The organism is Aquimarina latercula DSM 2041 (assembly GCF_000430645.1).
Classification (GTDB): Bacteria; Bacteroidota; Bacteroidia; order Flavobacteriales; family Flavobacteriaceae; genus Aquimarina; species Aquimarina latercula.
Window position 1 is genome coordinate 61,943 of the sequence record NZ_AUMK01000005.1, and the last position, 13,934, is coordinate 75,876.

The following is a 13,934-nucleotide window of genomic DNA, read 5'->3' on the forward strand; positions in this document are numbered from 1 at the left end:
GCAAAAAAGGAGTTGATGTTCATCACTCCTTTTTTGCTTTTCCTGTATATTATCCTCTATCTTATTAAAGAAAAACTAGCGTTAAATTCTTTCATAACACCATTTTCTGTATACCTCACTTTAAACCAATACTCACTTGATGGTAACAAATTTCCATTATAAGTTCCATCCCACGTACCTAAAGACCCCAGATCCTTTAAAAGTTTTCCTGATCTATTAAAAATTAGAATTCCATTAATCTGAACATTATCGTTTCCTACAATCCCCCAACTCTCGTGAAAACCATCTCCGTTAGGCGTAAAGTACCTTGGGTAATCAACCACAAATTCTACTGGAAGTTCAATTTCGCCACACATAAAAACATCTCTTACATACACAAAATGTTCTCCTCTAGTCACTCTAGTAAAAACCGGAGAAGATTGCCAATCGCCAGTATCTAATCTATATTCATAATCCCCTATTGCATCAGAATCTACCATTACCTCAATAGTAGCATTATCAGAAAAAGCACCAGAAAGCAATTCTACAGTAAAATCTTCTATTTGAGGTGGATATGACTCTACAATCGTTGTTACTACTACCGAAACACACATTGTACTATTATTAGTGACTAATACAGCATACTGACCCGCAGTCGTGGGATTATAAGTAGGTTCGATCTCTCCTGGAATCTCACTTCCTGTTGCTGCTGTAGCTCCAACATACCATTGAAAATCATAAACAGTATCATCTAAGTTTGTATCGATCACATCTGTTGGAATCAAGTTAATAATCACACCATCATTTTCTAAACAAAGTACATACTCCTCTTCTAAAGTAAAGTCAGGAAGTGCATTAACAATCAACTGAACTGGAATCACCCTAAAACAATCATTACCCATCGCTAATGGATCAACACGCACATAAACCACTTGATTAAATATTTGTACGTTCTGATATGCTGAAGGAGATGAAATTGTATTAGTATTACCTAATTCAGCATCTTGCATCGACTCATAATAATCAATATCATAATCAGAAATACTCAAATCATTAGATATGTCTGCATCATTTAAATTAAGAATGTCTTGTACCGTCAAAGTAAGATCAAAAATCCCCACACCCTCTTGATCTGATTCACAAGTTTCCAATGAAGTTGGAGACAAATCAAAATCATCATACAATGTAGTACGTAATTGCAATGTTACACTAGAAAAACAACTATTATCTGTATCTCTACCCACAACTATTAAATCTCTAGTTAATGTAGTGCTCAGGTAAGAAGCAGGGTTAGGAATAACATTATCGTTATCTACATCGTTTTGGGACTCATAATATGATAAAACAATATTGGTAGCACCTCCTGTAATCTGGTCTTCTCTAAGGGTTAAGTTATAAACAGTATCAACCTGATCACTGCATAAACTAATAGGATCAGGATTAATTAATTCTGGATTATGCAGCACTTCTAAATCGAATGAAATTGTAGACCTAAAACACTCATCAACATCTGCAGCTCCATTATTATTATCATCTGATTGTACTCTTACCCATATTGTTTGCGGGTTAGACTCATTCATAAACGCACCTGTAATCTGTCCTGTATTATTTATAGCTTCATTCTGTGTTCTATGGTAGCTAACTAATAATGCTCCCGCTTGAAAACCAATCACTTCGACATCTTTTTCTGTTAAATCAAAAGTTGCTTGATTAGGATCATCACTACATAAAACAAAATCAGTTACTGAATTATTTTCAGGTAACCCTACAACCTCTAGCTGAATATGTTGTCCTAAACCCAGACATCCGTTATTAGTACCATCATCAACTCGTACATATAAATTTTGAATAAAAGGTGATGCATCATTTCTATGATTCGTCGGATCTACGATTGCATTCTCCTCTGCTAAGGCATCTGCTAAATTTTCATAATATGTAATGACTAAATTTTGTCCTGAAGGATATAGCGCGGTAACTTGACTTGTAGCATCACTAAAATCAAAAGTAGCAATCCCGTTAGCGTCATCATTATCTACATCGATATTATCACAAGTTCTATAAGATAATCCAAAACCTGCAGGAATCTGCGTTGCAGATACTACTAAATCTACCTGGGCCGTTCTAAAACATCCCTTATCAGTTTCTATCCTTGAAAACACTGTACTATTTATCGGAATGGGATTAGGATACGTAGTAAAGTTAATAATTTGATCCGCAGGATCAGCATTTATTGCTGCAGTCTCGGTAAGATAATACGAAAAGAACTCATTAGCAGCATTTGAAGAAATTAGCGTGTTTGCTTCTGACAAATTAAATAACGAAATACCATCCGTATCATCATCACACTGCAATAAAGATACTACTGGCACTACCACTGGAAGGGGGTTAACTATCAATTGAAAGCTTGTAGTCTCATAACAACTTTGTTCAGAAACATTTTCAATTCGCGCATATATAGTTTGAGGATTAGCTATGTTGGTATAATTATTAGGTAATTCTGTCCCCAAAACACCAGCATCCGCATCAGCTTGAGATGCATATAAAGAAACTAAAAAACCTGCAGAATTCTGAGTTCCCAGAACTTCTGATGCAATATTAGAAAGATCAAATTCTACAACACCGTTAGTATCATTACCATCCAATGCATTATCACATAATTCTATATCCATAGGAACATTCGCTACAGGATTCTCATATACCCTCAACATAAAAGAAGTTATTTCGAAACATATTTGATTCGTTCCACCTATTCTAGCCCATACAACTTGGTCTGCTACAGTATTTACAAAATTATCTGGATCGGTAATAATATTATCACCTGCTGCGCCTGTATAATTTTCCGCATCTTCCTGGGTAAAGTGATACGTCACTGTAAATTCAGTTGGATCTTGAGCACCTAAAATAATAGATGTATTCTGAGTAAGATCAAAAGTTTCAATTCCATTTCCATCATCATCACAAGCCGATAAATCCTGAGGTGTATTTGCAATAATAGGAGGAGTATAAAATGTAATCACAACCTCATCAACTTCTGTATTACCATCAACATCTTCAATAAGCAACTGATATCTCCCTGATGTAGTAACTGTATATGTCGGACTAATTTCACCCGAAATAATATCAAATACCATGGTAGTCTCATTATAAACAGACCATTCATATCTGATAGCTCCATCCGATGTACCATCCAACACAACAGGGTCTGAACCGCAAATATCCTGATTAGGCCCTAGCGCTGCTTCTAGTATAGAACAGTCTGTAGAACCTGTACCCCCAGTTTGCTGAAAATTTATAAAACCAGGTTGCTCTGAAAAATTAGTAATCAATACAAGATAAAACTCTCCAGCAGTTGCAGCTGGAATATTCATCGCTTCTACTGCGTCTGGCGAATAACTACAATCAACAGTATTACCTGCTGTTAGCTCAGCAGTACAAGGAGAAACAGGGTCGGTAAAAGGTCCATAACATATAAAATCCACATCTAATTGGGTACCAGTTCCATCTTCATTAGTAGATTGCGAAATGCGAAAAGTCAATGCTCCTGTATCATCTATCTGCAAATAATACCAAGCAGGGAAAGGTTGTGTAGTTAAACATCCATAATTAGGACCAATTTCAGAGCTATTTACACAGCTACTATTAGTACTATTACAATTCGGGAAAACAATACCAGTAGTACTACAAAAAGGATCAGCACCATTATCCCCTACAGAATCAGCACAAACAGAACCTTGTGCTATACTAAAATTTGTATAAATGAAAAATGACAAAAATAATATCGATACAGGTATTCTTTTACTCATTACCAGTCTTTAAAATAAATGATAAAATAGCTTTGTTTCTAAAATCCAAGGCTTTCTTATATAAAAACAATCATATTACAAGAAACCCTAACAAATAATATAATAAAACCGGAATAGTGTAGTAACCAAAATTATTATATCAATAGACTACATTTAAAAACCTTTTTTAATCCTAAAAGTTCACAAAAATAAATCTATTCTAAATTATCTAATTAAAGAAAAACTACCTGCAAACACCCTTCTCCCTCTATTCGGATCACGATCGGACTGTTCATTAAACTCCACCCTAAACCAATACTGCGAAGAAGGCATTAAATTTCCATTATAAGTACCATCCCACCCAGCTCCAGTTGGATTCAATTGTTTCAACAATTTTCCATGTCTATCAAATATATAAACCAATGCGGGAGCAGGTTGATCTTCTGGATTGATTAAATTCCATGTTTCATGAAAACCATCTCCATTAGGAGTAAAATATTTAGGGTACCCTAAGATCATAATATCAACAGATGTTCTTTCATTATCTGGACAATTAACATATCTAGCAACGATACGATAATCCCCAGGAGGGACCCCTTCAAATATTGGCGAAGATTGGTAAGGCCTAGATTCTACAAAATTACCATCCATATTTACATCTCTATCTAATCGATATTCAAAATCAGTAAATCCTTCTGCCTCTACGATTGGGTCCGTAGATATTTCTGCCGTTATAGTATAACTCCCCGCAAACGATTCTTCTGTAATGGTATACCCAACCTGAAATGTAATTTGAGAAACATCTAACACAGAAACTTGATCAGGAGAATCTGGCACTTCTATACCGCTGGCATCAAAACCTCTTAATCTATAAATCCCGTTAGAAGTAACATTATCGTAAAAAGGAAAAGTAGCACCTGGAATATCCACAAAATTTGTATCTCCTAAATCCGCTCTAGACCATTGAAAAGTTTCCGCAGCAGGTACAGCTGGAGGTCCAGTACTTGCAGGAAACCTTCCTTCTATTGTTAAAGGAAACTCTCCACAAGTAGCAATCCTATCCTGAGGTATACCTGGCTCTAGCACACTGCAATCGGTTGTTCCTGCTCCATCTTCTCCAAGATTTGTCTGCTCTAATTGTATTACTCCAGCTTCATCAGAAAAATTAGTAATCAATACTATGTAAAATTCTCCTGTCTGAGCATTTGGTATTGTAAATGTTTCTATAAAATTATCATCTGATGTTCTAGCATAACTACAATCTACAATGTTTGTATTATCTTCATCATCGATATAAAAATCAGGTTCATCAGCATTATTTACACATTCCGCTGGCCTAATATTATCCCCATCTCCATTAAGATCACACCCTCTTGACAACTCGTCATCACAATTAATAATGAAAGAAGTTTGAAAAGGCCCCCATGCAATAAAATCAACATCAAGCTGTCTTTCATCACGATCCAAACGATTATCTCCATCGGTATCCATCCATTGTCTTATATCAAAAACCAGTTCTCCGGATTCATCAATAAGCAAAAAGTACCAAGAAGGATTTGGCGTAGTGTTTAAACATCCAACTTCTCCTAACCCATCAATATCACCAATTGTATTAGGAAATGTTAGTTCTAAAGAAGCATCTGAACAGAATGGCTGAGCGTTTCTACAGGCAACATCAAAGTCCTGCGCGTTTGTTAGTGCACTATTAAAAAAAAACAGTACAGACAATAATAAGATTTGAGGTAGTAATTTTGTCATGTTTTATATAACGTAGGTTCGTCTATTTTCTTGTGTAGGAATTAAATTTACTAATTTTAATATATAGTGCGTATAAAAGTATCATATTATTTATAATTGTTAACATAGCTTTCACTAAGTAAAAAGACAAAATCGTATCTTTGCAGCCTGTTTATAGTTGATTTTATTCGATTTCGAGAAATCACTTAGATTTATTGATAAGAATCAACACTAAAACTGTAGGAAATTTAGAAAAAGAATACGTTGGAATTGTAAATAATTTTACTTTCAATTTTGAATAGAAAATACTGATTGAAAAGTAATAATTAGTAATTTAATTTATTGATGTTTCTACTCATAATTCTTTTTATTTGATAATAATAAAATTTTGAACTTGTGAAGATAGACAAGGCCCTTGAAGCTATTGAAGCGCTAGGTGATAATCATGTAGCTACTAGCGCAACAACTCCTCTTAGAGAAGATGCATTTAAATTAAGTGATAAAGAAAAAATCGCTTTAATTAGAGAAGATGTAAAGCATATTATGGAAACTTTGGGATTAGACCTTGATGATGATAGTCTTAAAGGAACTCCCCAACGAGTTGCGAAAATGTTTGTGAATGAAATTTTTTCTGGTTTGCATCCACAAAGAAAACCAGAGGCTTCTACCTTTGACAACAACTACAAATATGGAGAGATGCTAGTAGAAAAGAATATCACAGTATATTCTACTTGCGAACATCACTTACTCCCAATTATAGGAAGAGCTCACGTAGCATATATTTCTAACGGAACGGTTGTGGGATTATCTAAAATGAATCGAATAGTAGATTATTATGCAAAACGCCCTCAAGTACAAGAACGTTTAACTATGCAAATTGTTCAGGATCTTCAGGTAGTCCTAAATACCAAAGATGTTGCTTGTGTAATAGATGCAAAACATCTATGCGTAAATTCTAGAGGAATAAGAGATATCGAAAGCAGCACAGTAACTAGCGAATTTGGAGGGAAATTTAAAGATCAAGCTGTACGCAGAGAATTCCTAGACTACATTAAATTAGACACCACGTTTTAATTTTATATTTATTCAATCAATAATCACAAGAACTCATTAAAATCATGGCAATAGCTCCATTGTACAAAACTCAAAAACTAAAAATTTACAACTCAATTTCAGGTCAAAAAGAAGAATTCATTCCAATTACTGAAGGTAATATTGGAATGTATGTTTGTGGCCCAACCGTTTATAGTAATGTACATTTAGGAAATTGTCGAACTTTTATTTCTTTTGATTTGGTTTACAGATATCTTAAACATTTAGGGTTTAAGGTGCGTTATGTTCGAAATATAACAGATGCAGGGCATTTAGAAAATGATGCAGACGAAGGAGAAGACAAAGTTTCTAAAAAAGCAAGATTAGAACAATTAGAACCTATGGAAATAGTGCAGCGATACACTTTAGATTTCCATAACATTTTAGCGAAATTTAACAACATACCTCCTAGCATAGAACCAACTGCTACAGGTCATATTGTTGAACAAATTGAAATGATTAAATCCATAATTGATAATGGTTTTGCATACGTAACGAATGGCTCTGTATATTTTGATGTTAAAAAATTCAATGAAACTAATGATTACGGAAAATTAAGTGGTCGTAATCTTGAAGATATGATTGCTAATACCAGAGAATTAACTGCACAAAGTGATAAAAAAAACCCTCAGGATTTTGCTTTATGGAAAAAAGCAGAACCGGAGCATATTATGCGATGGCCATCTCCTTGGAGTGATGGTTTTCCTGGATGGCATCTAGAATGTACGGTAATGAGTACTAAATATCTAGGCGAAAAATTTGATATTCACGGAGGCGGAATGGACCTTAAGTTTCCACACCATGAATGTGAAATCGCCCAAGGAGAAGCAGCTTGTGGTGTTAGTCCTGTAAATTACTGGATGCACGCTAATATGTTAACTCTCGATGGTAAAAAGATGTCTAAATCAACAGGAAACATCTTATCGCCAGCTGAAATTTTTAATGGAGAAAGCGACAAACTTAACAAAGCTTTCGCCCCTAGCGTTGCTAGATTTTTCATGCTTCAAGCGCACTATCGAAGTATCTTAGATTTTTCTAATGATGCTCTAGAAGCTTCAGAAAAGGGTTTTTATCGACTCATGGAGGCAATTGAAACTTTAGAAAATCTAAAAATAGGTGACACTACAGAAGGATTTCATGTTCAGAATTGGGTAACAGAATGTTATGCTGCTATGAACGATGACTTTAATAGTCCCATTCTAATTGCTAAACTTTTTGAAGCGGTAAAATTCATTAATTCAATAAAAGAAGAAAAATCTTCTGTATCAAAAGAAGATTATGAAATGCTAAAAACTAAAATAAGTGAACTAGTATTCGATGTTTTAGGATTGGTAAATGTTAACGAAGCTTCTTCCGATATTAGCGATAAACTTTCTAGTACGGTTGAATTATTAATTCATCTAAGAGCAGAAGCAAGAGCAAATAAAGATTTTGCAACTAGTGATAAAATCAGAGACGAGTTATTAGCTATGGGAATTCAACTAAAGGATGGCCGTGAGGGAACTACTTTTACTCTAAATTAATTTAATATTTTATTTTGGGTTCAAATTTAACCTTAAAAAAGGTTTTAATACTACCATTTATTGGAGTTGTGAAATTATACCAACATGTAATTTCACCTTTAACTCCTGCTACCTGTCGTTATCAACCTACTTGCTCGCATTACACTGTAGAGGCACTAGAAAAGCATGGATTGTTTAAAGGTGGAAAACTAGCCATAAAACGTATTTTTAGTTGTCACCCGTGGGGAGGTAGTGGATATGACCCAGTTCCGGATGCCGACACCAAAGAAAAAAAGAAAAGTTAAACTTATCCCCACACCTGTTTATCTCATTAATGTTTTATTTATAATTTTGAGTTCAATTAAATACCTATATTTACCCTAGAAAAATAATTTTCCACATGATATTCTCTAAAATAGTATGGAATCCTATAGAAGGATTTGATCTTGGTTTTTTTGTTATTCGTTTTTACAGCCTGATGTTTGTAGTTGCTTTTTCATTAGGATGGTATTTAATGAAGAAAATATATATCCGTGAAAAAATTTCAATGGAAAAACTAGATTCTGTATTTATCTATGCAGTCATAGGTACTTTATTAGGAGCTCGATTAGGTCATGTATTCTTTTATGATTGGGATTATTACAGAAATAATTTACTAGAAATCATTTTACCTTTTAAATTCAATCCAACATTTGAATTTATAGGATTTAGAGGACTTGCAAGTCACGGGGCAGCTATAGCATTTATTATAGCTATGTATTATTACTCTAAAAATGTTTTAAAAAAACATCCTTTATGGATTATGGACAGGGTAACGATTCCGGCAGCTTTCGGAGGAATTTTTGTTCGACTAGGAAACTTTTTTAATTCAGAAATTATCGGAGAACCTTCCGAAGACTCTGCCTTTGGAGTAAAGTTTATAAGGGATGGTTTAAGCAAAGGAGAAGTTGTAAGAGAAACAGGAATTAAAAATATTAATGAAGCATACTCCGCTATTGTAAACAATCCTAAATTTGCTAATCTACTAGAAGCAATTCCATATCGTCACCCCGCTCAATTATACGAAGCATTTGGATATATCTTTGTATCATTAATACTTTGGCTATTATACTGGAAAACAGACAAACGAAACAACAGAGGGTTTTTATTTGGAATGTATATGATGCTTATATTCATTGTTCGTTTTATTGTAGAATATGTAAAAACAAGCCAGGATGGATTTGGAGATGGACCTAACGGAATACTTTCTACTGGCCAGTGGCTAAGCATACCTTTTATATTAGTTGGACTCTATTTTGTAGTAACAGCTAAGAAAATTAAAGAAGACGCAAAGTCATATACTTTAAAATAAAAAACACGCCATTTATAAAAAAGAGAGTAATAACTAGGTTATTCTATTTAAAAACCTCATTAGATTCTTTTAGTTTCTCTCTACTTTCTACGAATTATAATTCGTCTATTATTTTACGGATATTTCTATTAATAATATTACCAAGATCATATAAAATTAATCTTATTAGATGATCGGTTATCCTACTTTATAAATAATTACATGTTCTAATTTTTGCAGATTTGTCGCCAGAAGAAACAATATGCATAAAATTACATATACACAGAAACATATTCAACTGAGTTACCTTGTTATAAACTAATATTCAAATATTTGATATTCTCAAAAAAAACCATCTACACCATGTATTTTACAAGTTTATTAGTTAATTATTGTTAATAAATACATTAAAAGCGTGAAATTAACATTTTTTTTATTGTTTTTGGTTGACCAATATATAATTTGGTTAACCAAATAAATATAACACAAATTATAACTACTAATTTTACGATTATGACAATTTTAATTTACAAAAAAAGAAATATTATCAATTTATTATTTAAACCAACAGTACTCATTGTTCTTTTATTGACTGCTATTTCATGTGAAGAAGAAGCTATATCGGATACGGATATAACCAATATTGTAGAAGGCAACGATCTTAATAATCTCTCTAAAGCATCTTCTGATACTCCTTGGGATTTTGATAGTTCTTACTCCAGTAATGATGATTTTCAAGTTGACAATGATGGTGGAGGAGCTCATAATTGGAATGAACGTGAATATAAGGATGATCCTAACGACAATGGTTTTGACATCACTGATTACATTTATGTTGACGGTAGTCGATTAATCTTACAGTGTCCAAATGGTAATGAAAGAAGAAGAGCCGAATATAGAGATCAAACCAATATTGATATGGATCGTAGAAATCGATTAGATCTCACCTTTGATGTTAGAGGTTATGACAACAGACACGAACTTATTTTAGCACAACTACATAATGATCATGGAGACGCTCGTAGACCATATGCAACTGTAGTGGCAGAAAACGGAAGAATTCGCTTACAAAGAACGAATGCACCTACAGGATCTAGTACTACAACCGCTGCAGAAACCATCCCATTCAGACAAAATGATCGGTACAGAATTAGAATGGAGACCCCTAATGGCTCACGAAATCTAGATGTAAGAATTGACAACCTAGACACTGGAGAAAGAGCCCGAAACACTTTTAGTTTTGATTCCGACTGGAGTAGATTAGATGGTAATTTTTATTGGAAGCATGGAGCCTATATGCCTGATGGAGGTTCGAATAATACACGTCAAAGAGTGGAAACAATTTCATTTGCTACCAACAGGACATAATAATTCAATTTCTTATTGACTAGTGATCGATTTTTTTTTAACCAAAATTATTCAGAAAAAAGGTTGTGCAAATATTTTTACACAACCTTTTTTCAATCCCATAAATATCACCCAACTCTATTCGATTAGAATACCTCGTTAGACTCTTTTAGTTTCTCTGTATTTTCTACCAGTTGTAACTCATCTATTATTTTCTGGATATCTCCATTAATAATATTACCAAGATCGTATAAAGTTAATCCTATACGATGATCAGTTACCCTACCTTGCGGATAATTATATGTTCTAATTTTTGCAGATCTATCACCAGAAGAAACCATACTCTTACGTTTTTCTGAATCAGCAGCTTGTTTCTTTTCTAATTCAATATCATATAAACGAGAACGTAGTACTTTTAAAGCTTTTTCTAAGTTTTTATGAGATGATTTCTGATCCTGACAACTAACAATCATACCTGTTGGCTCGTGATGCAACTTAATCGCAGAATATGTGGTATTTACAGATTGTCCTCCAGGACCTGTAGACGTAGTTCGTTCAATTCTTACTTCTGTCATATCGAGCTCTACATCAAACTCTTCTGCTTCTGGCAACACCATAACAGTCGCTGCACTAGTATGCACTCGTCCTTGAGTCTCCGTCTGAGGAACACGTTGTACACGATGTACTCCTGCTTCGAACTTCATTGTTCCGTAAGCGTCCTCACCATTTACTTCAAAAATAATTTCTTTATACCCTCCACTAGTTCCTTCACTAAGATCTACCACACTAGTACTCCATCCTTTACCTTCACAATACTTAGTATACATTCTGAATAAATCACCAGCAAAAATACTTGCTTCATCACCACCCGTTCCGGCACGAATCTCCACTACGCAGTTTTTAGCATCTTCTGGGTCTTTAGGCACTAGCATATACCGTATTTTTTCCTCTAAAGCTGGTAATTCTTCTTTGGCCTCTTCTAATTGCATTTTTGCCATCTCCACCATTTCCGCATCGCTACCATCTGCAATGATCTCTTCCGCTTCTTTCTTATTATCAGTCAACTCTATATAATGATCTCTCTCATCCATCAATGCTTTTAGATCTTTATATTCTTTATTGAGCTGCACATACCTTTTTCGATCAGAAATAATATCTGGTTGAATAATAAGATCTGTTACCTCATCAAATCGTTGCTTTACAATATTTAATTTATCAATCATAGTTCTATCTATCCTGTAAGTAGAATTTACAAAAATACGTTTTTTTGTCCAAAGGTCATATTGACTTTTAATATTCTGGGGTATAATTATTAATATAAAAAAGTTGTATTTTTATCCTTCAAATGCTAAAAGGCTCGTACACATACAATCACAAACTACTTTTTAGTTGGTTTATCACACTTTTACTTTTCTTAGGTATTGGTGGCTATACAAATTATACCCAACCAATTTCTTATGAAAATACTATCGAATTAGTAATTTCTTCTAAGGAAAATAATCTTAAAACTACTTCTTACAACAAAGTCATAAAGAGTGACCAGAAATTTAGATATTATAATTCTGATTTACAATTCTTAGTAAGATTCCATAATAGCATCCACATTGTTAAGGGTAAAGAATTTAACAATACTATTTCTTTAACTTTAAAACATAAAATATTCTTTCCAAAGAAAACTAATTACACTTCTGAGGAAAATTCTTTTCATATAGGGTAATCCCTTTCTTTAAAGGCTTTTTAGCCAAAAAAATAATTATTTACACCATTACCAACAACTGGTAGTACATATTACATTATTCCTAAAATGAAAAGGTTAAAAAAAATTATGAGACGTATCGTCTTACTGCTATTCATTATTATGGTAACTATGATTCCTGTACCTATCTTTTTTCAAAAAAAAGAAGGAAAGTTTAATGATGAGAACACAATTGAACTTGTAGAGACAAAAGAAGAAGAAACAGAAACCAAAACAGTTCGGTTCAATGACGAACTAGGATCATAATAAACTAGGCAAAACAACTAAATTCTGTATTCGAGAGTCTAGACACAAACATCTAGACTCTTGAAAATCTATGCTATTTTTCTTGCCCCTAAAGCGAAGTAAATAATAGCTCCAAAAATAATAATTAGAAAAACTGGTAAAAACCATATCCCTAAATTTTCAGAATGACCTAATGCAACTTGAACAGATTTATATAAAATAAAAACGAAAGTCCATGTAATAGTTAGGTTTAACACTCGAATAAGCCTCGTACTATTCCTGTAATATTTAGATGCATTATCTTTAGTAAATGCTTTAGGGTAATTAAAAACATGAGGTGATTTATTTAAAACAAAAAGACCTGCCGCGAGAAACAAACCAATAATCGGAAGAAACCAAATCATGGATTTAGAATTATAATCATCTGGAGTTCCTTTTGCATTAAAATGAGTTGGAATCATTTCTGGAAGATCTTTATAATAAAACAACGGAATTAAAATCAAAGTAATCAAACCAATTAGCATTATTATTTCTAACAAAACATCTATCAATCCCTTTTCAACTTTAATAATTGGATTACCCATAATATAACTTTATAAAATTCAATATAATAATTAGAAATTAAATTACGATTTTTGAATGTAATGGGTAATTTAAAAATAGGACTAGGTGGAGGATGTCACTGGTGTACAGAAGCCGTTTTTCAATCCTTAAAAGGTATAACCTCTGTTGAACAAGGTTATATAAAAAGCACTGGAAACAACAACTCTTTTTCGGAAGCTGTAATCATAGTATTCTCACCCGAAATAATAAGTCTAAAGGACTTAATTGAAATTCATTTACTTACACACAAAAGTACCTCTAATCATAGTTTTAGAGAAAAATACCGAAGTGCGATTTATTATTTCAAAAATGAACAAAAGCCAATTATTGAAACAATCATTATTCAACTAAATGAAAATTTTCAAAATCGATTAATAACAAAAGTTTTAAAATTTAATTCTTTTAAACCTTCGAGAACAGAATTAACCAACTACTACAAGAAGGATCCAAAAAAAACGTTTTGCATACGATATATTCAACCCAAATTAGAGTTTCTTAGAAACAAGTATTGGGATAAAATGAATTTTTAAACAGGTAATCCTTAAAGATTTTGAAAAATTAGTATTCACAAGTTTTATACT

Annotated in this window: 12 protein-coding genes and 1 pseudogene; 8 read left to right on the forward strand and 5 right to left on the reverse strand. The window is 33.1% G+C overall.

Going from position 1 to position 13,934, the window contains the following annotated elements:
* Positions 1-56 precede the first annotated feature (56 nt).
* Complete coding sequence (locus tag H526_RS0107400; protein ID WP_027392413.1) at positions 57-3,782, reverse strand: T9SS type B sorting domain-containing protein; 3,726 nt, start codon at positions 3,780-3,782, stop codon at positions 57-59.
* A gap of 204 nt (positions 3,783-3,986) precedes the next feature.
* A complete protein-coding gene (locus tag H526_RS0107405) occupies positions 3,987-5,519 on the reverse strand; it encodes a T9SS type B sorting domain-containing protein (RefSeq protein WP_027392414.1) in 1,533 nt (510 codons plus the stop codon).
* Positions 5,520-5,894: 375 nt separating this feature from the next.
* Here H526_RS0107405 and folE point away from each other — a divergent pair, with 375 nt between their 5' ends.
* From folE to lgt, 4 genes are all read left to right on the forward strand, one after another.
* Positions 5,895-6,572, forward strand: coding sequence for a GTP cyclohydrolase I FolE (folE, locus tag H526_RS0107410; protein ID WP_027392415.1), 678 nt, complete (start codon positions 5,895-5,897; stop codon positions 6,570-6,572).
* Between the two features lie 44 nt (positions 6,573-6,616).
* Positions 6,617-8,113, forward strand: a complete 1,497-nt coding sequence (cysS, locus tag H526_RS0107415) for a cysteine--tRNA ligase (protein ID WP_027392416.1) — start codon at positions 6,617-6,619, stop codon at positions 8,111-8,113.
* A gap of 14 nt (positions 8,114-8,127) precedes the next feature.
* Positions 8,128-8,397: a membrane protein insertion efficiency factor YidD gene (gene yidD / locus H526_RS0107420; RefSeq protein WP_027392417.1), complete on the forward strand. Its 270-nt coding sequence runs from the start codon at positions 8,128-8,130 to the stop codon at positions 8,395-8,397.
* Positions 8,398-8,492: 95 nt separating this feature from the next.
* Complete coding sequence (gene lgt / locus H526_RS0107425) at positions 8,493-9,443, forward strand: prolipoprotein diacylglyceryl transferase (RefSeq protein ID WP_027392418.1); 951 nt, start codon at positions 8,493-8,495, stop codon at positions 9,441-9,443.
* Positions 9,444-9,537: 94 nt separating this feature from the next.
* Here lgt and H526_RS32320 read toward each other — a convergent pair.
* Positions 9,538-9,684, reverse strand: a pseudogene (locus H526_RS32320) (peptide chain release factor 1); the annotation flags it as partial.
* 251 nt (positions 9,685-9,935) lie between these two features.
* Here H526_RS32320 and H526_RS0107430 point away from each other — a divergent pair.
* A complete protein-coding gene (locus tag H526_RS0107430; RefSeq protein ID WP_027392419.1) occupies positions 9,936-10,790 on the forward strand; it encodes a polysaccharide lyase family 7 protein in 855 nt (284 codons plus the stop codon).
* A gap of 125 nt (positions 10,791-10,915) precedes the next feature.
* Here H526_RS0107430 and prfA read toward each other — a convergent pair whose 3' ends face one another.
* A complete protein-coding gene (gene prfA / locus H526_RS0107435; protein ID WP_027392420.1) occupies positions 10,916-11,992 on the reverse strand; it encodes a peptide chain release factor 1 in 1,077 nt (358 codons plus the stop codon).
* A 122-nt stretch (positions 11,993-12,114) separates the two neighbouring features.
* Here prfA and H526_RS0107440 point away from each other — a divergent pair, with 122 nt between their 5' ends.
* Both H526_RS0107440 and H526_RS31710 read left to right on the forward strand, forming a co-directional pair.
* Entirely contained in the window at positions 12,115-12,486 is a 372-nt protein-coding gene (locus H526_RS0107440; RefSeq protein WP_027392421.1) for a hypothetical protein, read from the forward strand.
* 108 nt (positions 12,487-12,594) lie between these two features.
* Positions 12,595-12,771: a hypothetical protein gene (locus H526_RS31710; RefSeq protein ID WP_155839637.1), complete on the forward strand. Its 177-nt coding sequence runs from the start codon at positions 12,595-12,597 to the stop codon at positions 12,769-12,771.
* Between the two features lie 68 nt (positions 12,772-12,839).
* Here H526_RS31710 and H526_RS0107450 read toward each other — a convergent pair whose 3' ends face one another.
* Positions 12,840-13,334, reverse strand: coding sequence for a DUF1648 domain-containing protein (locus H526_RS0107450; protein WP_035084879.1), 495 nt, complete (start codon positions 13,332-13,334; stop codon positions 12,840-12,842).
* 60 nt (positions 13,335-13,394) lie between these two features.
* On the opposite strand from H526_RS0107450, the gene H526_RS0107455 reads away from it, so the two are divergent.
* Entirely contained in the window at positions 13,395-13,883 is a 489-nt protein-coding gene (locus H526_RS0107455) for a peptide-methionine (S)-S-oxide reductase (protein ID WP_035084882.1), read from the forward strand.
* Positions 13,884-13,934: the final 51 nt, after the last annotated feature.